The 22,714-nt window shown below is 33.5% G+C and carries 14 protein-coding genes; 3 read left to right on the top strand and 11 right to left on the bottom strand.

The features are described from left to right. Positions 1-55: 55 nt before the first annotated feature. Positions 56-616 carry a lipoprotein LipL21 gene (locus LEP1GSC059_RS00280; protein WP_002179282.1) on the top strand — a complete coding sequence of 187 codons (561 nt, stop codon included), beginning with the start codon at positions 56-58 and terminating at the stop codon, positions 614-616. Positions 617-1,156: 540 nt separating this feature from the next. Then, positions 1,157-2,128 carry a hypothetical protein gene (locus tag LEP1GSC059_RS00275; RefSeq protein ID WP_036056797.1) on the top strand — a complete coding sequence of 324 codons (972 nt, stop codon included), beginning with the start codon at positions 1,157-1,159 and terminating at the stop codon, positions 2,126-2,128. A 790-nt stretch (positions 2,129-2,918) separates the two neighbouring features. Here the strand turns inward: LEP1GSC059_RS00275 and lenA are convergent. From lenA to LEP1GSC059_RS00225, 10 genes are all read right to left on the bottom strand, one after another. Continuing rightward, positions 2,919-3,656, bottom strand: coding sequence for a lipoprotein LenA (gene lenA / locus LEP1GSC059_RS00270; protein WP_017215049.1), 738 nt, complete (start codon positions 3,654-3,656; stop codon positions 2,919-2,921). A gap of 279 nt (positions 3,657-3,935) precedes the next feature. Continuing rightward, on the bottom strand, positions 3,936-4,913 hold the full coding sequence (gene dusB / locus LEP1GSC059_RS00265; RefSeq protein ID WP_017215048.1) for a tRNA dihydrouridine synthase DusB: 978 nt from the start codon (positions 4,911-4,913) through the stop codon (positions 3,936-3,938). Between the two features lie 4 nt (positions 4,914-4,917). Continuing rightward, complete coding sequence (gene gyrA / locus LEP1GSC059_RS00260; protein WP_036026747.1) at positions 4,918-7,422, bottom strand: DNA gyrase subunit A; 2,505 nt, start codon at positions 7,420-7,422, stop codon at positions 4,918-4,920. Positions 7,423-7,439: 17 nt separating this feature from the next. Next, positions 7,440-9,359: a DNA topoisomerase (ATP-hydrolyzing) subunit B gene (gene gyrB, locus LEP1GSC059_RS00255; RefSeq protein ID WP_002179267.1), complete on the bottom strand. Its 1,920-nt coding sequence runs from the start codon at positions 9,357-9,359 to the stop codon at positions 7,440-7,442. 65 nt (positions 9,360-9,424) lie between these two features. After that, a complete protein-coding gene (locus LEP1GSC059_RS00250; protein ID WP_017215047.1) occupies positions 9,425-9,889 on the bottom strand; it encodes a DciA family protein in 465 nt (154 codons plus the stop codon). Continuing rightward, complete coding sequence (gene recF / locus LEP1GSC059_RS00245; protein WP_017215046.1) at positions 9,886-10,983, bottom strand: DNA replication/repair protein RecF; 1,098 nt, start codon at positions 10,981-10,983, stop codon at positions 9,886-9,888. Before recF ends, LEP1GSC059_RS00250 begins: the two co-directional genes overlap by 4 nt. Before the next feature lie 777 nt (positions 10,984-11,760). Next, a complete protein-coding gene (gene dnaN / locus LEP1GSC059_RS00240; RefSeq protein WP_002179194.1) occupies positions 11,761-12,882 on the bottom strand; it encodes a DNA polymerase III subunit beta in 1,122 nt (373 codons plus the stop codon). A 1,366-nt stretch (positions 12,883-14,248) separates the two neighbouring features. Next, positions 14,249-15,580 carry a chromosomal replication initiator protein DnaA gene (gene dnaA, locus LEP1GSC059_RS00235; RefSeq protein ID WP_002179524.1) on the bottom strand — a complete coding sequence of 444 codons (1,332 nt, stop codon included), beginning with the start codon at positions 15,578-15,580 and terminating at the stop codon, positions 14,249-14,251. Between the two features lie 454 nt (positions 15,581-16,034). Beyond that, entirely contained in the window at positions 16,035-16,967 is a 933-nt protein-coding gene (locus tag LEP1GSC059_RS00230) for a DNA polymerase III subunit delta' (protein ID WP_036056793.1), read from the bottom strand. A gap of 5 nt (positions 16,968-16,972) precedes the next feature. Further along, on the bottom strand, positions 16,973-17,896 hold the full coding sequence (locus LEP1GSC059_RS00225) for a branched-chain amino acid transaminase (RefSeq protein WP_020980097.1): 924 nt from the start codon (positions 17,894-17,896) through the stop codon (positions 16,973-16,975). 143 nt (positions 17,897-18,039) lie between these two features. Between LEP1GSC059_RS00225 and mnmG the strand changes: the two genes are divergently transcribed. Continuing rightward, a complete protein-coding gene (mnmG, locus tag LEP1GSC059_RS00220; RefSeq protein ID WP_002179186.1) occupies positions 18,040-19,947 on the top strand; it encodes a tRNA uridine-5-carboxymethylaminomethyl(34) synthesis enzyme MnmG in 1,908 nt (635 codons plus the stop codon). A 1,691-nt stretch (positions 19,948-21,638) separates the two neighbouring features. Here the strand turns inward: mnmG and LEP1GSC059_RS00215 are convergent. After that, a complete protein-coding gene (locus tag LEP1GSC059_RS00215) occupies positions 21,639-22,469 on the bottom strand; it encodes a hypothetical protein (protein ID WP_002179523.1) in 831 nt (276 codons plus the stop codon). Positions 22,470-22,714: the final 245 nt, after the last annotated feature.

Here is a 22,714-nt window from a genome sequence, read left to right as displayed (position 1 = left end):
GCACAAACTCGGTAAAGTATTAGTTTTTTTCTTTTAGTAGATCAAGGAGAAAATAATGATCAATAGACTTATAGCTCTATCTTTAGCAACAATGATTTTTGCAGCTTGTTCCAGTACTGACACAGGACAAAAAGACGCAACTACCGTAGGTGACGGTGGATGGACTTTTGAAGGATGGGGTGGACCTCCAGAACAAAGAAACGACGGAAAAACACCAAGAGATACAAATCCAAAAGACTGGTACTATATTAAATTTTCTTCAAGAGCATCCGCGAAAGCAGTTGCTAAGAAAAGTCAAGCAATGATGCAATCCACATGTCGCGAAGCTTCTAGACTTCAAGGCGCAGCTGATGTAGTGAAAAAGATGGTTGGAGAAACCGTAGAAGCTGCATCTGGAGTTTCCGATGGTGAAGCTACCGCATCTGTAATCGTTTCTCAATCTCAAGGTGTTGTAAAAGGAGTTGGGGTTTACGAATGTAAAGCAACCGGTTCCGGGTCTGATCCAAAAGACGTTTCTAAAGACAATTGGGAAGAATGCCAGTGTGTAATTTACGCAAAATTTCCAGGTGGTAAAGACGCTCTTGTAGCAAAAGCCCAAGAGGTTTCTAAACAATAATTCGCTTTATTGAAGAGCTTCGATATATTTACAAACCCCGCTGTTTTACGCGGGGTTTTTTATTTTTAAGTTTGCGACTTAAAATCCTTTTTTATATTCAAAAATTTTCATTTTGTTATCAGTTTTATACTTTTTATATGAGACAGATTTATACGTTTCTTAAGTTAAAAAACATTTTTTGAATCAAAGTAAGTTCGGTGAAAATGATTCTATACTACGTCTTGCACGCAATCATAGAGACGTTTTGTTGAGTTCAAAGAGTTGTTGTATTGAGTTTTTTACTCGCCAAAATTATCTCTAAGTTTAATAATGAATCCCGTAAAAATTGAATAGAATTGTTGAAAAATTAATTCGCCACTTAGTTTTTGTTTCATGGAACTGTCGATTGAAGCAATTTTGTTAATTTTAACTATAGAATTTTTCAACAACTCTAATATTAAATTCTAAAATAAAAACCAGTTTATCTACAAAATTGATTAGAATCATTTCCTAAATTAAAGTTATGAAGTAAAAATTTTGTCTTATAATTTCAATAAAAATATAACCGTGCGCAAATTAGTTCTACTTGTTTTTTTATTTTTTTTACTGAGCTTTTTATCTCAGTGTACAACGTTATTACTTAGGGATTATCAAAAAAACACCAAGATATATGGTTTTTATTATTATTTTTACGAAGTATTTAAAGATACCTCAGGTAAACCAGGCACAACAATAGTAGAAAGTCCTAATGATTGGTTTGATTCAAATAAGATCTTTCGCTACTGTGCAAATAATTCGCTGTCGTCTTTGGAAACAAATCTTGATAAAGATTATTCGTATGAAATACAACGTCGTAAAAAAGACGAAACCTGTAAAAAACTTTACAACTCTATAAAAAGCAACGTAACAATTGCAGCAAATGGAAGTTTGTTACTCTTTGATTTAGGAACGAGAGTATATCTCACCCCCGGACACGATAGAAATTCTCCTATATCTCCACTTGACCTTGTTATCTATAAAGGTTCTCCACTTCGAAAATCGATCCGAGATATAAAAGCTGCATGGATTTCTAAAGGTTCGATTTGTCTTGAAGATTCATCTAAAAAAATTGTATCATTAGATTGTTCTAATACGGAAGGTAACGGAGACTTTGAACGTAGAGTATGTATTCAAACATCTGCGGATTGTTCTAATAAAATTTACCCGCTCTATCTATCTTCGATTCCCCGTTTTGCTCCTACTTACTTTTTAAAAGAAAGATGTTATGGAGGAGGAGATAGATGTGATAGTGTCTCGATTGCAGCATGGTTTCCGGAACACATTTCTAATCAATCGCAAATCGTAGAAATTGAAATAGGTAAATTTTCCGAACAAATGATCATCTCCAAAACGATTCCATACGTTATGAGTTATGGATTATACCCGGTCACAATCGTCTTGGATATAATTACATTCCCTTTTCAAATTGCAGCGATTCTTCTTTTTTCTAAGTATTTTAACCTAACAGGTTACGTTCCTCCGGGAGGGAAATAATATTAACGTGAATTCGTTATAACGGCAAAAGATCAATGTGAGGAACTTCAACAGAAGGTTCTGAGTCTCGCTTCTATTAAAACTAAAAAAGATTATTGTATCACATTTCCTGCATATAGTTTATTGATCAGAGTTGAGAGCCCGGTCCTGCTGCGTAACCAACCCCACAAGTTGAATATGGTTTTAGAATCAAAATTGAACTCAGCTGAACGCTCCTGAATGCCGATCCTTAGAGAGGCATTCGCTGAGTTTCTCGGGTCGTGTTCAAACTCAGTAAAACACTCTCCTGAACTCAGCGTCTCACTCCCCGAACTCAGCAAAACGCTTTTTACGAAAGCGTTTTAGGTCGTTCGACAGGTCGTGTTCAAACTCAGCAAAACACTCCCTATGGGTCGTGTTTTAGGATCTAAACGCACATTTTTCAAGTGTTCCGACAGAATGAGTCTTTTTACTTGCAAAAAGTATGTTTTTCTGATAGAGAAAAGTCTTCCGAACTTCTCCACCTGAATTGCGACCCATGGGAAGCAATTCATTGAGTTACCCCACCCAAAACGTAGGACGAAAGTTTCACGGAAAGATTGTCCTAATTCCGAAAGATTTATATTGAGAACTGTGGGTTGGTTATGCCTGTTGTCTGAAGCAAGCCGAATTCGCCCCAATTTTCTTACGTCGAACTCACGTTAATTTAACAGAAAAAAGTGAAACCTTTGATAAAGATAAAGAAGATCTTCAAAAACGCTCCGAAAGAAAATAAGTTAAATCCTCAAAGCGTTTTTTAGAAATAAGAATTTTATTGAAGAATAATTCCGAATTTTCCTGCAAGGGTATTTATGTCAGTATTAAACTCATCCTGTTTGGCCGCCGCCTTCTTCAAAGATTCTGTCGCAACTTGAAGGATCTTATTCTTTTCCTCATCGGAAACGGAGTTATACCTTGCAAGTTCTTGACTAGACTTTTTCAATAGTTTTACGGTTTCTCCAAGAAGAGGATCTTTGCTTAAAGAAGTCGATACTGTTTTGATCCAAACATCGTAATAATTGTTCAATTTGTCTTCCGTCAAAATGGAATCATAACAAGTAACTTTAGAGAATTCTTGGATCACTTCTTGTTCTAAACAATACATTCCTCTTTTTAACTTACCTTTTGTGTTGGCGGTAATCGTTGGTTTTACAAATGCATCATCCGCGTCGTTTAATACGAAGTATACGTTTTCAGAGAAATTTTTTGCAGGCGCAAAACCTTCTTTGTTATCCACAGTTTTCACTTTGATATAAGTTACAGAGGAAGTTCCTTTTTTTGTGGTTACTTCCGCTTCAATGTTTTCTAAACCTGTTACTTCTTCCATTCCGTAAACAAGACTGACTTGATCTTCCTTTTTATCAGAACCCGGAACTTTATAAATCCATTGGTCAAAATTTGCATATCTGTTCCCCAAGATCTGTGCTTCCTGTTTTTTTTCTTCTTTTTTACATTCAATCATAATCAACAAAAGAAAAGAAAGAATTAAGAATAACTTAATGTGTTTCATGCAGCGGCTTCTCCATTTCCGAATTTTTTAAGCTCAAGAGAAATTAGTCAAGGATTAATGAAGGCATTACGAAAGTACTAACTCGAGACTTCGCGATTCTAAAGCGCGCAAAACACACGGAGAAATTAACACTACGCTTTGCTTGAAGATATCGCTTTTTGAAAAATGATGTTTAGAAAATGTCGTATAACGTTTTAAGATAACAGGCATTCCAAGAGAATTGTTTTGGTATCTGTTTTTGTTAGGTAATACGCATTACAGTCATTAAGATGGGCGGTTTCAGAATCGATGCCTAAGAAAATTAGGTATAATGAACACGCTTTGTCTTTTATCCGAAAGCAAACAATCTTCAAAGCGATTCCATTCTTTAATTTCCAGCAACTCCGATTTCCAGGCAGGATCAAATTCAAGACCGTTTAAATATTTTACGAGATGTTTTCTAAATAAAACTAAACCAAATTCTTCTCCATAATCTTCGATCATCCAACGAACGTGTTGTAAAACTACATCCGAAATTTCAGACCAAGATAATTTTTCCTTTTTAACTCCGGAAAAAATCCAAGGATTTCCGATCGCGTTTCTACCAATCAAAACTCCGTCTAACGAGTATTTATCGATCTTAGAATTTGCCTCTTGAAAACTTTTAATATCTCCGTTTCCAAAAATTGGAATTTTCCGATTTAATTTTACTTCTCCGATTGCATCCCAATCTGCAAATCCTGTATAAGCCATTTCTTTTGTACGACCGTGAACCGTAAGAGCGTCCACACCGGATTCTTCTAAAATTTTAGAAACTTCAAGATAGTTGCGAGAAGTCGCATCCCATCCGATTCTTATTTTAGCCGTAACTGGAACGTTTACCCGTTTTTTGATAGCTTCTATAATTTTTCCAGCCAACAAAGGTCTACGCAAAAGTCCGGCGCCTGCACCACGCAAGGAAACTTTACGAGTAGAACAGCCCATATTCAAATCGATGATATCCGGTTTTAATTCTTGAACGATTTCTGCCGCTTCCGCAATGATTTCTAATCTGTTTCCAAAAATTTGAAACGTAATCGGACGTTCTTCCGGTTTGTAGCGAAACATTTTTAGAGCCTTAGGCGCTCGATGAACGAGTTCGTCCGTATTTACAAATTCGGTATAAGAAAAAGCGGCTCCGAATTTTCTACAAATTCTACGAGTAGGGGAATCCGAAATTCCCGCCATTGGAGAAAGTGAAATTTTCTCTGGAATCGTTACGCTTCCGATCCGGATCACTGGATCAGTTATCCCCTAAGACCGTAAAATCCTGTACTTTATCGTTGTCTTTTAGATCCACGATACGAACGCCTACAGCAGTTCTACCTAATTTAGAAATATCGAATGCATTAATTCGGATCGTCATTCCTTGTTGAGTGATTAGAATGATTTCATCTTCATTTCCAACAGAACCAGTTCCCACAGAAAATCCGTTCTTTTCGGTTATCTTTAGATAAGCCATTCCTTTACCGCCTCTACCTTTTGCGGCAAACTCTTCAAAGCCAAGACGTTTTCCATAACCTTCTTCCGAAACTACAAATATGTCTTCCCCTTCTTTATATTTGCTAAGTCCCACAATCGCGTCATCTTCAGCAAGCCTCATTCCGGTAACGCCGCTAGCGGTCCTTCCTTGGGCTCTAAAGACATTACCTTCAATTCGAAGAGCCAATCCTTTTTTAGAAAAGATCATAACCTCGTCTTTATCGGTCATCGATTCTACTTTGATCAACTCGTCTCCTTCTCTAAGTCCGATTGCAATGATTCCAGATTTTTTAACGTTTCCAAACTCTTTCAATTGAATTCGTTTAATAAACCCTTTCCTTGTTACTAAAAGAAGATCCTTGTCCATATCCTCTTCCCTAAACGTAAAAACAGAAGAGATATATTCGTCTTCTCTTAAATTGATGATTGCTTTGAGAGATTTTCCCCTAGCTTCTTTGGAAGCAATCGGTAATTCATAGGCTTTCATCACATAAACTTTTCCGATATTAGAGAAAAACATAATATTATCATGAGTCATGGCGGCTTTCATGATCTTAATTACATCGTCTCGTTTCTGAGAAAGACCTTGAATTCCTTTGCCACCCCGTTTTTGTCTTTTGAAAGTATCAATCGGAAGACGTTTAACAAATTGATCATAAGTAATTTGAATTACGATTTCTTCGTCCGCAATCAAATCTTCTGCATTAAAAGAAGAACTTTCTATAGTCTCAATAGAAATTTCTGTTTTTCTTTTATTGCCGTACTTGTCCCCTACTTCTTGAAGTTCTGTACAAACAATTTCATTAACGCGAGAAGGTTTTGCGAGAATGTCTTTTAGATCAATGATAAGTTTTCTCACTTCTTCCAACTCATCTATGATTTTTTGAACTTCAAGAGAAGTAAGTCTTTGTAGTCTCATCTCCAGGATCGCATCCGATTGAGCTTCGGATAAACTAAAACGAACCATCAATTGTTGTTTTGCTTCCGGAGGATTTTTAGAAGCGCGAATCACCTTGATTACATCCTCTATATTTTCTAAAGCGATTTTTAACCCTTCTAAAATATGAGCTCGTTTTTCCGCCTTATCTAAATCGAATTGTGTCCTTCTAACAATAACTTCTCTTCTATGAGCTGAGTAAGCAGTTAATATTTCCTTAATATTAAAAATTTTAGGTTTATTATCCAAAATCGCGAGCATCGTGATTCCGTAACTTACTTGAAGTTGGGTCATTTTGTAGAGTTGATTGAGAATGACTTGAGCGTTTGCGTCTTTTTTAATATGAATTTCTACGCGAATTCCTTTTCGATCAGAAAGATCCAAAATTTCTGAAATTCCCTCAATTTGTTTTTCGTTAACCAGATCTCCAATTTTTTCTAAAAGTACTTTTTTATTTACCTGATAAGGAATTTCGGTGACTACAATCACTTCTCTTCCGTTTTTCTTTTCTTCTATTTCTACTTTGGAACGGATCCTAATTGAACCTTTACCGGTAGAATACGCGGAGATTAGACCTTCCCCACCGATGATAATTCCGGAAGTAGGAAAATCTGGACCCGGTATAATTTTTAAAATTTCAGGAATCGTAATTTCTGGATTCCGAATGACCGCGATTACCGCATCAATCGTTTCCTTAAGATTGTGTGGGGGAATATTTGTAGCCATCCCCACCGCAATCCCAGAAGAACCGTTTACGAGTAGGTTCGGAAAATTTGCAGGTAAAACATCCGGTTGTTCTTTCGTATCATCATAGTTAGGCGAAAAACTAACCGTTTCTTTTTCGATGTCGCGTAATAATTCTTCGGCGACTTTTTCAAGCCTTGCTTCTGTATATCGATAAGCCGCCGGATTATCGCCGTCTATAGAACCAAAGTTTCCCTGTCCGTCAATCAAAGGAACTCTCAAAGAAAATTCCTGAACCATTCTTACAAGTGCCTCGTAAACGGACGCATCTCCGTGAGGGTGATAATTACCGATTACTTCCCCGACGATCTTAGCACACTTAACATAAGGGCGATCACTTCTCCACGCACGTTCGTTCATCGCGTGAAGAATTCTTCTATGAACCGGTTTTAATCCATCTCTTACATCTGGAAGAGCGCGCCCAACGATCACAGACATAGCATATCCTAGATACGCTTCTTTCATCTGATCTTCAATTTCTACAGGAATAACTCTGACGCCGTTTTTAAGAGCGTCTGCAATATCTGGTTTTCCAGCAATGTTATAGCTTAGGACTTTGGCTTCGTTTTCCATTTCTTGACTCATTTCAAAATCCCCTTTGATCAAAGATCTAAGTTTGCTACCTTAGCCGCATTTACTTCTATGAATTGTTTTCTAGGTTGAACTTCATCACCCATAAGAATGTTAAATGTCTCTTCTGCTTTCACAAAATCGTCTAACTTAACTTTTAATACAACTCTGTTGGAAGGATCCATTGTAGTTTCCCAAAGTTGTTCCGGATTCATTTCTCCTAAACCTTTGTATCTTTGAATGACCACTTTTTCTGTACCTATGTTTTTTAGTAATTCTTCCTTTTCCTTATCCGAATAAACGTAAGTAGAATTTTTACCATGTTTAATCAAATATAAAGGAGGTTGCGCGACGTAAAGATATCCCCTTTCAATTATAGGACGCATATAACGAAAAAAGAATGTAAGAAGCAAAGTACGAATATGAGAACCATCTATATCTGCATCTGTCATGATCATAATTTTATGATAACGAATTTTATCTATATTGAATTCATCTTCTCCAATTCCGGTTCCCAAAGCCGAAACCAAAACTCGAATTTCTTCACTGGAAAGAATTTTATCAAGCCTGGCTTTTTCAACGTTTAGAATTTTACCTTTCAAAGGAAGGATCGCTTGTGTATTTCTATCTCTTCCTTGTTTTGCGGAACCACCTGCGGAATCTCCCTCGACAAGATAAAGTTCTGAATGCGCCGGATCTTTTTCGGAACAATCCGCAAGTTTACCCGGAAGACCGCCACCTTCTAAAACCGTTTTTCTTCGAGTAAGATCCCTAGCTTTACGAGCAGCTTCTCTTGCTTTAGCGGAAAGAATACATTTTTCTAATATCTTTTTTGTAATATTCGGATTTTCTTCAAAGAATAAAGTCAAACCTTCCGAACTTAAGGTTTGCATGATTCCTTTTATCTCAGCATTTACTAATTTCTCTTTTGTTTGGGAGTTAAATTGAGGTTGAGGAATTTTAATTGATATAACGGCTGTTAGTCCTTCTTTTACATCTTCTCCGGAAAGACCAGTGGGATGTTTTTTAGAAAGTGCAGAATCTTTTTTTAAAAAATCGTTTAACGTTCTTGTAAGGGCGGCTCGAAAACCTTCCAAGTGTGTTCCGCCTAAATTGTTATTTATATTGTTTGTAAAACAGAAAATATTTTCCGTATACGTTTCAGAATATTGGATCGAAATCTCGGCCAAAACATCGTCTTTATTTCTCTCAAAGTGAATTACTTTGTGCATAGGATGTTTGTTTTCGTTGATATGCTCCACGAAAGAAACAATTCCACCGGAAAACTGAAATTCGTTTCGTAAAAGATTGTCCTGTCCGCGCCTGCGATCTTCGACAACCAAAACCAAACCTTTATTCAAAAAAGCTAATTCTCTAAAACGCGCAGAAAGAACATCAAACTGAAAATCCACTGTGGTAAAAATAGTAGCATCTGGTTTAAAACGGACGACAGTACCTCTTTCCGAAGAATCTCCTTTGGGTTGAACCGGAGAAACTGGAACGCCTTTTTGGTATTTTTGAGTGTAAATTTTCCCTTTTTGATGAACTTCAACTTCGAGGTATTCAGAAAGTGCATTTACAACCGAAACCCCAACCCCATGGAGACCGCCTGAAACTTTGTAAGCATCGTTTTCAAATTTACCACCCGCATGTAGGATAGTCATTACGACTTCGATCGTGGAAATTTTTTTATCAGGGTGAATATCAACTGGAATTCCCCTACCATTGTCTTTCACCTCAATAATGTTATCTGGTAAAATACTGATTATAATTTCTGTACAATGACCTGCCATGGCCTCGTCAACCGAGTTATCCACGACCTCGTAAACCATTTTATGAAGTCCGGTTTCGTCCTGAGTTCCGATATACATTCCCGGACGTTTTCTAACAGCTTCTAAACCTTCTAAAATTTTGATCTGACCGGCGCTGTAGCTTGTTTCTTCTTGGCTCATATTTTTCGGACCTCAGGAATAGTTTTCCTGAAAACCATAGGGAGGCAAGGAAATTCATCGAGTTGTTAAAGATATTGAAGAATCTCTAGGTAACGTTTTTTAATTTCAGGATCGGTTTCTTTTTCAAGGATAGCAATTAAATCTTCCTTACCTTCTAAACCTTTTTTTTCTTTGGTCTCGGTAGTCGCTGTGGAATAAGAAATACTGAGTTTACCGATGGAAATTTCAATAGAACGAACAATTCCCTTTCCCAAAAATCTAGCCGACTCTCGAATGATACGATTTTGTAAAAAAAGTAACTCTTGTTTATAAGCGTTATGAGATACAAGAATTCTAAGTTTACCGAGTTGAATCGAATTTACTTCGGAATTAGAAGCGAATACGGGACCAACAATTTCTTTCCAACGGTTTTTAAGAGTATGAACAGAAATTTTTTCCTGAAGATTTTCTTCCGTAATTCCCATTTGGTTTAAAATGGAACGGAACTCCGAAGTTTCGATTTTTTTAGATGAAACCAAATCGTCTTTCATTTTATAGATTCGACTTTTCCTTGTCGAATTAGAAAAATTTGTTTTTGGTCTTCAAGTTTACCGACATAATCTTGAATTCCTTCTAAATCCGTTGTTGTAAAAAAGGCCTGCCCTGCAGTTACTACAAGGTCTACAAAGTATTCTCTTCTTTTTACATCTAGTTCTCGAATAACGTCATCAATTAGTAAAACGGGAATTGTGTTTAAAATGTTTTTGTAATAGTTAAAAGTTGCCGCTTTTAAAGCAATTACGGTGCTTCTCTTTTGACCTTGGGAACCAAATTCGGTAATATCCCTTTCATCAACCCCAATAAAAAGATCATCTCTATGAATTCCTACCGAGGTATAACCAAGTCTTAAATCTCTATTTAAGTTATAGTTAAGTTTTTCCAGAAATTCGTTTTGGTCTTTTACATTGGGTTTATAAACTAATTCAAGTCCGTCCTTTCCTCCACTTAGTTTATCCAAATTAATCTTATAAAACGAATTTAATTCTAAAACGATTTCTTTTCTTTTGTTGAGTATAAAAATTCCTTTTTCTACAATTTTTTTATCCCAGATTGAAAGATGAGAAACCTCCGAATTCCCACTTTTCAAAAGTGCGTTTCTATGTTTTAGAATTTTATTATATTCCAATAAAGATTCGAGATAAGAAGGATCAAAGGAAGAAATAAAAGCGTCTATAAATTTTCTTCTTTCTGCCGGGCCCCCCTCTATGATTTTTAAATCCATTGGAGTTAATAAAACAGTGATAAATTTGCCAATTAGATCTGTTCTTTTTTTGACTTCTTCCTGATTGAATTTTAATTTTCTTTTAACAGAGGGTTTAGAAGTAAATCCGATTTCTAAAACAGATTCTTTTTGATTTTCTTTGATTCTTCCTCTGAGAAAATAATTTTCGGAACCCCATCGAATGAGATTAGAATCTTCGGACTCGCGGAAACTTTTTAACCAAGATAATATACAAATCGCTTCTAAAAGATTGGTTTTACCCTCTCCATTATCTCCGACGAAAAAAATAAGTCTGGAATCAAAGTCCAGACTTAACTCTTCGTGACTTCTAAAATTTTGAATGGTAAGATGTTTTAAAAACATTATAAATATATAACTAAAAGACTACTAGAAACTTTAAAAGAAATATTAAAAACTCTTACTAATAACTGCATAATAAATCACTTTGTATTTACGTACAAATTTCCACTTTGAAACGAAAATCTCGTCAACTTATTACACAGTTTTTTCAGTAATAAAACGACGTTATTTTTATAAAATATGTCTTTTTCTTAATTTATAAATTCTTTAATAACTTTTTTTCTTTATAAAAATCGAGCGAATGTTTGACTCCATTTTTTAAATCATTACGTCACTATTTTACTGAGATTTATACGACAGAAAAATTAACATTTTATTTTTAAATAATAGACTGTTGAAAAATCAATTCTTAATCAGTTTTTCTTTAAAGTAAACGGTCAATTAAATCTGTTTTGTTAATCTGAACTATGAATTTTTCAATAATTCTAATATTTCACAATAAAAAATCATAATATTTAGTTTTATAGAACTCAATAAAATAGAATTTTACAATGATCTGTTCAAAAACTGTCCAGCAGTAGAAGCTACTGCATTTTATTAAAAATTTCTAAAAAATTATTAGAGTTGTTGAAAAATTAATTCTCAATCAGTTTCTGTTTCATGGAAACGGTAAATTAAAGCAGTTTTTTGATCTGAATTATGGAATTTTTCAAAAACTCTATTGTATAAAATTCTTTGAGATTTTGGAACAAGTTCTTGATAAAAATCTTAAAATCAAACTTATAAAAGACCTCATTTTGATAATTAACGTAAATATTATATAATAAAATTGGAAAGTATTTACAATTTCATAGGCATAATCACAGAAATAAATTCAGGGTCAGAAGGATCTTTAAAAATAACGGGAGAATTTGCATCTGAAAATTCTATTTTAACCTCGTTGTCGTCAATCGATCTAAAAATATCCATAAGATATTCCCCTTTGAATGCAATTGTAACTTCGTCTCCAGAATATTCAATTGGTTTGTTAATACTTGCTTCTGAAGCACCAAGAGTTTGTGCGAATAAATTCAGATTATTTTTACTAAATGTAAGTCTTACTTGTCTAGAAGGTTCTTCCGCAGCTGTTAAAACCTGTCGTAAAGAAATTTGAAGTTCTTCTTTAGAAATGTTCGTAGAAAATTTAGTATTTTTAGGAATGACTTGTTCATAGTTTGGAAAATTTCCTTCGATCAACTTACACAAAAGTTCAATATTGTTTGCAGACACATAAATCTGACTATCGATCAAACCGATGTTTCCGACTTCAGAAGTTGCAATCATTTTAGAAATTTCCCGAATCGCTTTTGCGGGAACGATAATAGAATCTTTAAACTGCAACGGAGAAGGAAGTGTTCTTTCAATTTTACAAAGTCTTCTTCCATCTGTTCCGACAAAAATCAATTTATTTTCGTTTGGAATCATATAAAGACCGTTGAATATAAATCTCTGATCTTCATGTGCAATCGCATAGGAAGTCTTACGAATCATGTCGTTTATCAAAGTGCTAGGAAAAGAGGATATTTGTGAAGAGTCGATTTTTGAAATCGTTTTTATTTCATCCGCGTCCATTCCGCTGATTTTGGATTTATAATCGTTTTTACCGGAAGCATCAGTAATATAAACTACGGAAGAATTATTATCCGATTCTTCTAAGAACAAATTTGTATCTTCGAAGTGAATTGTTTTAAAAAAACTAGAAAGTTGTTTTGCGGGTAATGAAACATTTCCTTCCTGGGTTACGTCGGCAGGTAAGGAAGTTTTGATTGAAATTTCAAGATCAGTAGCAGATAAAAACGTTTCTTTTCCTTCTGCTTCTATTTTAAGATTTGATAATATAGATTTAATTTCTCTTGTGGTGATTACACCTTCTACGGCGTGAATCGCTTTCAAAAATTCAGATGTGTTTACTTTAATTTTCAATTTTTTCTCCTAGTTTCTTTCTTAATTAAATAGGTTTTTATTATTGTACAGTTGTAGAAGTAGTACCTGTAAATATGTACATAAAATTGTATTCCCAAAGAATACTGAAATATGTCTCATTTTTTTTGAAAAGAGAATTTTCTTTTCCGACATAATTCTAAGTTGATTTTTCATTAATAAGCGACAATAATTTTACATTATGTCTTATTTACAGAATTATTAAATTTTTTAAACACTAAATATATATGTTATTAACAGATTATATACACTAGAGTTGTTGAAAAATGAATTCTCAATTAGTTTCTCTTTGATGGAAACGGTCAATTGAAGTAGTTTGTTAAACTGAACTATGGGATTTTTCAATAACTCTACTATCTTTGAACTCTGAACATTTATGAATTTGTAGTTTTTTTATGAGCTCTCGCATTTTAAAATCAGTTTCAAATTTTAAAAAATAATAAGCTTTTTGTAAGAGATTCTGAATTGAAATTATATAATAAATACTCAATGATTTGCTATTAAATGGAACTTTGTAATAAAAAATTTACGGTAATCAATTTGATAAGAATCTGTAGTAACACCTTAATCAGTTTATAAATTTCTAAAGTCTAATTGACAGATTATAATTTTTGACAGACGAACTTATTACTCAATTGTGTAAAAATAATACTATGGTAACTTGTTTAAAAGTTAGATTGTGAAGAACTACTTTAAAAAATGTGAGTTCGACGTAAAAATCCGTGATTCATTTTTCTGAATAAAAGGATATTTGAGTTTTACAGAACGATTTCTAAAGTGCGGAATTACTGCAAATCACGAATTTACAAACCAATTCTAATACTGATAATAACTATATAATAAAATACCTAATATTTTGCATGGAATCAGTATTTTGTAATAAGATAAACGGTATTCAATTTTATAGATATGGTAATACAAATTTTAAAAAAATTCTTTCTTAATTTTTTACTCCGAATTCACGTCAAAAAAGATTAACAATTTCAAGTTATACATAATTTTTGAAAACTTCTACCTTTTAAAGGTCCATTAAATTAATTGAATACAGCGTACGAAACCAAAAGGATAAAAACGCATTTTTTTATGTTGAAAAGAAGTTTTTCTAACTTCGTTGACAAAGGTTCAAAAAGATTCAACTGAGCCCCGTCAAATAAATGAGTTTAAATCAACTACCGTAAGAAATCGACGATAACAAAACCAAAGAAGAAAAGATAGGATTTTTAACAGTATGTTGAATATCATCCCGTATTTGGAATTACTGATTTATACAAAAAGCCAAAATGGTGGCTTAACAAAGTACCACGAAGGGAAATTCATGTAGAAACTATAATAACAAAAAAATGAAATCTTATTGTAGTTTGTATTTAGAACTGATTCGTTCTATTAAAAAACGCATTTCTTTATTGTTGGAAAGAAGTTCTTCAGTTTTTCTAACTCCGTGAATTACTGTTGTATGTTGAGTTTGAAAAAGTCTTCCGACTTGGGATTTATTCACGTTAAACACATTGTGGAGTAAATAAAAACATATATGCCGCGGAATGATTAGTTCTTTCTTTCTACTTTTTCCCATGATCTCGGCAGCATTTAAATTGAATTCTTTTGCAACGGATTCTATAACCCGATCATGAGAAAATTCTACATTCTTTTTACGATAAAGTCTGTTTTTTACGATTTCTTTTACTTTATCTAAATTTAAAAAAAGAAGAGAATATGATTTTTTATATAAATAAATGTCGTTAAGCGCACCTAAAAGGAGTCTTGTATCTTCTTCGATTTGATCTGCTAAAAAATCTAATATATCTTCGCTTAATCCTAAATCCATAACTTTAGAATGACGAGTTACAATTCCTTTTCTAATTTCCCTATCTGGATATTGAATGTCCGCTTGAACACCTGTAACAAATCTAGACTTTAGCCTTTCATGGATTGTAAGTTCAGAACTAGGACGATCCGAAGCGATTACGATTTGTCTTTTTCTTTCGAATAAAAAGTTAAACAGTGCAAAGAACTCGTCTTGAGTTTTTTCAGCATTTGTAGAAAGAAGTTGAATGTCATCTACGATAAGACAATTATAAGATTGATATTTAATTTTAAAACTTTCAATAAGTTCTCTAGATTGAAGTGCAAAACGAAACTCGTTCATAAAAGAAGAAATATCTACGTAACATACCGTTTTCCATGGATCCTTTTTTATAAGTTCCGATCCAATTGCGTGAAGTAAATGAGTCTTCCCTACTCCTACACTTCCAAATATATACAAAGGATTGATTTCTGCGGGCTTTCGAACGCATTCTTTTGCGGCTGTATATGCCAAACGATTACAATCGCCTACAATAAAAGTTTCAAACGTATAATCTGGGTTAAACTGAAAGTCTTTTTGATCGAAAGATTTTTCAAGAATCGACTGAAGAGGAGAGACTGCTTTTGTTTCGATTAAGATTTCCACTGGAATCTTATCGCCACAAGTTTCTAAAATTGCGTTTTCAATAATACTTTGGTACTTTCTTTCTACGTGCGTTTTGATTGTGGCGGATGGAGCTATGATTGTACATTTTTCAGAGTTAATAGCTTCTAACTTTAGAGTATTAATGAACCGTTCATAATATTGCGGAGATATTTTTTTGGATACTTCCTCCAAAATTTTATTCCAAACTAAGTTCAATTTTTCCTCCAGAAACAATTAACTCTTTTGAAGAGCGTTATACAGATTCGAATTAAAAAGTATTTTTTCAATTCGATTGAATTCAGTGATCTTTCATTTAAAGCATTCTAAAATTTCAAAAAAAATCGATTAAAACAACTGTCGGTGAATTTTTATCAAAACGAAGTAGATCCGAAAAATTAAGTTTTTTATGTGGTGATACTTTTCGGATGACTTTCGATTGTTAAATTTTTGTGTAAATTCTTACATCTGACGGACTTTTCAATTATAGAATTCAATGAATGAGAATACAGTATTTTTAAAAGAAGTCTTGTACTCAAATGAAAATTCCAGAATTAGAACATTTCACTGAAAAAAGAATCCGTTTATGTTTTGGATAATTAATTATGTCGCAATCCTGCAATAGATTTATTTTTACTAACGGCTATTTAATTATTGTAAGGTAAGATATATTCAAAATTTAGAATATACTCTAAATAGAAAGTTTAAAAAATAATCTTGAGAGAGCAATTGAATCGATTCCAATTATTTTTTTGTGAAGTTCTGTTTTAAATTGAAAGATGGCTTCTAACTTCGAGAGATTACTTTCGTAATCGACTCTTGTATATTCGTACACTAATACAAGACTTACGAGTTCTAAAAATTCTTTATAAGAAAAATTTTCCTTCCATTCCGGATGTTCGTCCTTATAAGAAAGAATCCACGATTCAAGTTTTAAAAGATCTAGCCCGGTTTCTAATCGATCTTTTATTTTTTCTTGAACTAAATCTAACACTTCTTTCGGGCATTCCGAGGATATAAGGCTTCCACCTTGAAGTGGTAAGGTGGAAAGACCTAAACTTGTATTTATTTTTCTAAGATCTTTTTGATTAAGGTATTGAAAAGGAATACAAATAGCTCTACTTATAATCGTTTCTTTCAGTTTATCTAAATTATTTACAATAAAAATAAATCTAGAAAAAGAAGGTGCCTCTTCTAAAGATTTTAAAAGTGCCGTTTCCGCTTCATTCCCGATAAGGGAAGCATCTGGAAAAACTATAAATCGAAATATAGAAAGATGAGGACGGTAATTCAATCGGGAACGAATCAACCATCGGATTGAAAATTCTTCGGGATTATCTTCGCTTCCAATTGGAATGATCTTACCACTTTCTTCTGGAAAACGAATATAATCCGGATGTGAGTTGTGCATAAACGATTTACAGGAAGCACAAACCCCACAAGAAGTTCCTTCGAAGCACAATACGTTTTTAATAAATCGTTCGGATGCAGATTCTTTTCCGGTTCCATCCGGCCCGTGGAAAATTAAAAGAGGTGGAATCATTTCCGGTTTAGAAGTGTATCTTTTTAAAAACGTAAGAGCGACTTCTTGTCCTAAGAGTTCATCCAATTGAAACGATTTCATTTTTTCTAATATATTGGAGTTAACCAATGTCTGTATTTCTCTTCTTTGTTAATCACTAAGTTGAAAAATAAATTTTGAATCTTTTGAGTGATTGGGCCTATGGTTGAATTTCCGATTTTTCTATGATCAATTTCTGAAACCCAAGCGATTTGAACTCCAGTTCCGGAAAAGAAAATTTCATCCGCAATATAAAGTTCGCTTCTAGATATATCTCTTTCAATTACTTCAATTCCATTGTCCTTTGCGATTTGAAGTACACTTCTTCGAGTAATTCCTTCCAACAAAGAGGAGTTAATTCCAGGTGTGATGATTTTTCCATCTCGAACTAAAAAGATATTTTCGGCGGAGCCTTCGCTTACAAACCCTCTTGAATCCAAAAAGATCGCTTCGTCAAATCCATTTTGAACAGCTTCTGATTTTGCAAGAGCAGAGTTTACATATCCTCCGGATACTTTGGAAAGGGTTGGAATTACTGCATCATCAAACCTTCTCCAACTCGATACCATTGTCTTTAATCCTCGTTTTGTATCCATATAATCATTCAACTGAAGGATATAAATCGCGAGTTGTGTAGGAACGTCATGAAAACGTGGTGAAAGTTGAAGCGCGGATGTATAAACAAAAGGACGAAGATAAATATTTTCTTTATATCCGCTTTGGCGAATCAAGTCGATCGTTATGTCTCTCAATTCTTCTTTCGTCTTATCTAACTTCAACTGCATAATTCGAGTCGAGTTAATTAATCTTTGATAATGATCTAAGATACGAAATAAATAAACGTTATCCGTGTCTTTATCGTAGTAACCTCTTAGTCCGCCAAAAACTGTAGTGCCATATTGAAGGGCATGAGTTTGGATGCTGATTTTTGCTTCGGATTCTGGAACGATTTTTCCTTCGAAATAGGATAGTTTCTTGATGGATTCTGCCATGGAACAGGAACCTGATAAGTGATATAATTCCATGAATCAATATGTCGGGTCTCTTGTCGATTCATCTTGTAATCGTAAAGCTTGAACCTTGAAATACATCTCATTCTAAAATCTATAATTAATTTTCAGGAAGTTGAATCTAAATGATCGAGTCCAACAACCAATCTTTTTTTCCAAATCGTTTTGACTGTGTCGTAGTTGGTGCAGGGCACGCAGGTTCGGAAGCGGCATATATTTCTTCTAAAGGTGGGGCGAAAACTCTTTTGATCACGATGAACTTGGATACAATCGGTCAGATGTCCTGTAACCCTGCAATTGGTGGTATTGCAAAAGGACATATGGTAAGGGAAGTAGATGCACTTGGTGGTATTATGGGTAAGGTCATTGATCATACTGGGATTCAGTTTAAGATGCTCAATACTTCCAAAGGCCCAAGTGTTTGGGCGCCGCGCGCTCAGGCGGAAAAGAAAGAATATCAACTCAAGGTAAAACATACGCTTGAAGCGGAAAAGAATCTTTCGATTCGTCAAGATACCGTTGAAGAGTTGATCATCGAAAACGATCAAGTAATTGGAGTAAAGACTGGTCGTGGTTTTGAAATTTTTACGAACCACGTGATCTTGACTACGGGAACGTTTTTATCTTCTCTCGTTCATATAGGAACATACCAAAATGAAAACGGAAGGATGTGTGAGCCAACCGTTAAAGGTCTCTCTAAGTCTTTAGCAAAGTATAATTTAAAATTAGGAAGATTAAAAACAGGAACACCTCCTCGGATTCATAAAAACTCCGTGGACTTGAGTGTGCTTGCAATTCAGGAAGGAGATCCAAATCCATCTCCATTTTCTTTTTCCACAGAGAAGATTACTCGAAGACAAATTCCTTGTTATATTACTTATACGAATGCGGAAACTCACAAACTCATTCATGATAATCTAAATTTATCTCCTATGTATTCTGGACAAATCCAGAGTACAGGTCCTCGTTATTGTCCTTCCATTGAAGATAAGGTCGTGCGTTTTGCGGATCGTGAAAGACATCAAGTTTTTCTTGAGCCAGAAGGTTATGAAACTTCCGAAATTTATCTCAACGGAGTTTCTACAAGTTTACCCGAAGAAGTTCAGTGGAAGTTAGTAAGATCTCTGAAAGGTTTAGAAAATGCAGAGATCGTAAGACCCGGTTATGCAATCGAGTATGACTATGTAGATCCGACCGAGTTGAAACCAACGCTTGAAACCAAAAAAATCAAAGGTCTTTATCACGCGGGACAGATCAATGGAACCACAGGTTATGAAGAAGCTGCGGCTCAAGGTTTGGTTGCGGCTTATAGTGTCCTTCATTCTTTAAAAAATCTTTCTCCTCTATTGTTCAAAAGAAGTGAGTCTTATATCGGAGTTTTGGTTGATGACTTAGTTCACAAAGGTGTGGAGGATCCGTATAGAATGTTTACTTCTCGTGCAGAACATAGACTTCTTTTAAGACAAGACAACGCAGATCAAAGATTGATGAAATATGGATATGATCTTGGTCTTGTGGATCAGGAAAGTTATGATCGAATGAAAGATCGATACGAAAGGGTGAATTCAGTTCGAGAAAAAATCTATCAGATTCCATTGAAACCTTCAGATGAATTTCAAAATCTTTTAGATCGAAAAGGAATTATGAACTATAAGTTTGGTATGAAGTTAGATTCTTTTTTAAAACGCCCAGAAATCAAAATTACAGATATTGAATTTATGATTCCAGAAGTGAAATCTTGGTCTGAGGCAGAGAAGAATATTCTCGAAATGGAAATTAAGTACGAAGGGTATATCAAAAGAGAACTTGAAACGATTCAATGGAAAAGTCGATATTTGGATCTTCCAATTCCTGAAGATATAAATTATGAAGTGATTGCCGGTCTTAAAAAAGAAGCGGTTCAAAAATTAAAAAATCACAAACCGATGACTTTAGAAAAAGCGAGTCAAATTTCCGGAGTAGATCCGAGTGACATAGATCTGATTCTCTATCATATTAAAGGAAAGAAAAAACAAGAAGCGGAAGTTTCTTAGTTGTTGTCGGTTCACTGTAAGTGATAGGAACTCCTTACTAAAGTTTGAGGTTTTTTCTACAATTTGCTGTTGGAGTTTCGACAAGAAACTAAATCTTATCTGTGTTTCACATGAAACATTTTGAAGGCTCGGAATTGCACCGGGTTTTTTTGTTTCAAAGTAAGATGATTTTTCTTATAATTTTTAAACTACGTTTTTACTGTAGGTTTTGTTTAAGAGATTGATTTCTTAGTTTTTTAGAATGACGAGTCTTGTTTTAAAAACAATTAAAAATGTAAAAATTTTTTATAGTATTCAAGACTTCTATCTTCTTCCGTGATAAAGTAAATCTAATATACCAATCTATAAGCAACTTAGGAAATCTTCTGTAAAAACCTAAAAAAGAATGATCGCACGATTCAATTTCTATATGAAATTGATCTTATAGTGATTCTCGAAATTATAACGCAATGGTCTTTACATTTTAAGAAACAGATTTGTAAATTCATTCCTACTTTTTTTAAAAGAATGAGCTATGGATTTCTTACACTGAACTCATATTAAAGTAGTTCCTACATTTAAAATTGTTCTAAGTTTTAAAACTTTTTCGAATTGGTCGCTGTTGTACAAAAGAGAAGACCCAAAATATTATAAGCACGAATTCAAAAAGAATACTATTGAACTATTAATAAAAGGTTGTAGTTCTCGCATTATGTTTCTTTGAAAAATTTAAAGATTTTTAAATTATCTTTTTCGGACTTATCTCCCGTATGAGTTCCTATATTCTGAGGTTTTGAAACAAGTTTTGATCATCAAGGTAAGAAACAATAATTCATAAAAGAAATTCTGTTATAAGTCCTACATTTTAAAAACAGAGAACTTGTATAGATGGTTATTATTCTCTTATGAATCAGATCTATTGATACCAAAGTAACTGAAATCTAAGTCTGACTTTAAAATATTTTATGAAACTGAATATCTTTCTGTAAAAAATGTGGGAACTACTACAAGCCAGGTTTTAGAATTAGTTTTGAATTATTATCGAAAGTTCTTAACGATAAAAAGATCTGTTTAAAGATTTAATTGTGGGAACTACCATAATTTAAAAAATAAAAATTTATAGCAGTTGAGTCTGTAGTATTTCAAATGCGGGAACTCACACAAAACTTGAATTTATCTGTAAAATTATGTGTGGACTATTACAAATCACAATTTTACGAACAAATTCTAAAATTGTAGAACTCCTACTTTTTCCTAATTTATTTAAATCGAATTCAAGTTTATTAATGATTTATTATTAAAACGAGTTCAATATTTTTAAAATAAGAATAAGGTCGAGATCCATTAGCACTTAAAGAATTGGACAGATTTTTTTGATGATTTTGAAATTTTAAACGTGTTCAAAGCATTGAGAGGACCGACAACTTTTAAATTGAGAATGTAATCGTTCTCACAAATAAATCACTACTTCTTTGGAGATTAGAGTTGTTGAAAAATTTTATAGTTCAGATCAATAAAATTGCTTTAATCGGACCTTTCTATAAAACAAAAATGGATGGAGAATTCATTTTTCACCAACTCTAATTTAAATTTTTAAGACGTTCTTTTTTTAAAGGAGTTCCAACACTTTTTGAAAACAAACTCAAACTCAAAATTAAATGAAAAAATAAAGAGCCGTCAAAAATTACAATCAAGACAGCTTTATATGTGCGTTACTTATAAATCAATTCGTGTGTTTTTTGAAGTTCCCATTTATTGTTTTGTTTCACGTGAAACGTAAAACTTTGAAGTAAGTTGTTGGAGTTGTAATTCAATTGATTCTTTCTTTCTTGACCACCTTGAACGTTAAGTCGGGTCAGTAATTTTCCTTTCTCATCGTATTCAAATTTGGTGGAAGCGATCTGTTTTTTTTCTTCGTTATAAATATTCTGAATAAGTGCTTTTGGGTTTTTTTCGTCCTGAATCAAATTGAATATTTCAATCTCTTTAGAATCGGACCAATTCGTTTGGCCTGATTTTACAAAATCTTTGTCCCAAGAATTGATGTTTGATCTTAAAAGAAGTTTATTGTCTTTATCAAAAACTTCCACAAGGTCGATTTCTCCTTTCGGATTGTATCTAAATGTTTTCGTTTCGAGTAAAATATGATCTTTATCGAATAGTTCTTCCCGAATTACTTTTCCATCTTTGTATTGAAAGATTGTAGAACCGTCAGCTTTTCCATCTGCATTTAAGTAGGATTCTTTGATCAGTTTTCCGGAAGAATCGTATTCATAAAGGGCAGAATAGACGACTTTACCGTTTGCATTTTTGACAATTTCTTTCACAGGCCCATTGGAGTTGTTTCCAAAAATATATTTATCTATGTGAGACCATTTACCTGGAGTGATTCCTAAGATAATTTTAGGAAATAGAATTAAGATTAAAATCCAAAAAGGAATCAAATGAGCGGTAATACTTTTTGAGTTTTGTGAATTGTTTTTGTTCGTTCTAAGAAGGAAAATACAAGATTTATAAAAAATCATAACTAAAATTTGAATCATAGTACCTCACTTTACAATCATCGGAAAACAACCGAAAAGATTAACTAACTAGAATGATGAAATCTTTAGATAGAAAAAAACTCGAAGGAAAAATATAAAAGGTATCGTTTTATGATCATTCTTAAACAAAAAAATTATTTTATAAAAGTTCCTTAGGGTTTATTTTAAATTTTCAATGTAAGAACTTATCCGAAAACTTAAAGATTACTAAAAGCCATCTCAAAACACTTTATCTTTGCTTAAAA

It is taken from the genome of Leptospira noguchii serovar Panama str. CZ214, from assembly GCF_000306255.2.
Classification (GTDB): Bacteria; Spirochaetota; Leptospiria; order Leptospirales; family Leptospiraceae; genus Leptospira; species Leptospira noguchii.
The sequence above is the reverse complement of the archived record's forward strand: the minus strand, read 5'-3'. Positions and strand labels throughout refer to the sequence as shown.

Excerpts from the sequence above, each read along its gene's own strand:
- LEP1GSC059_RS00280 (WP_002179282.1), top strand. The coding sequence starts at position 56 with ATGATCAATAGACTTATAGCTCTATCTTTAGCAACAATGATTTTTGCA.
- lenA (WP_017215049.1), bottom strand. The coding sequence starts at position 3,656 with ATGAAACACATTAAGTTATTCTTAATTCTTTCTTTTCTTTTGTTGATT.
- gyrA (WP_036026747.1), bottom strand. The coding sequence starts at position 7,422 with ATGAGTCAAGAAATGGAAAACGAAGCCAAAGTCCTAAGCTATAACATT.
- gyrB (WP_002179267.1), bottom strand. The coding sequence starts at position 9,359 with ATGAGCCAAGAAGAAACAAGCTACAGCGCCGGTCAGATCAAAATTTTA.
- LEP1GSC059_RS00250 (WP_017215047.1), bottom strand. The coding sequence starts at position 9,889 with ATGAAAGACGATTTGGTTTCATCTAAAAAAATCGAAACTTCGGAGTTC.
- recF (WP_017215046.1), bottom strand. The coding sequence starts at position 10,983 with ATGTTTTTAAAACATCTTACCATTCAAAATTTTAGAAGTCACGAAGAG.
- LEP1GSC059_RS00230 (WP_036056793.1), bottom strand. The coding sequence starts at position 16,967 with ATGAAATCGTTTCAATTGGATGAACTCTTAGGACAAGAAGTCGCTCTT.
- LEP1GSC059_RS00225 (WP_020980097.1), bottom strand. The coding sequence starts at position 17,896 with ATGGCAGAATCCATCAAGAAACTATCCTATTTCGAAGGAAAAATCGTT.
- mnmG (WP_002179186.1), top strand. The coding sequence starts at position 18,040 with ATGATCGAGTCCAACAACCAATCTTTTTTTCCAAATCGTTTTGACTGT.
- LEP1GSC059_RS00215 (WP_002179523.1), bottom strand. The coding sequence starts at position 22,469 with ATGATTCAAATTTTAGTTATGATTTTTTATAAATCTTGTATTTTCCTT.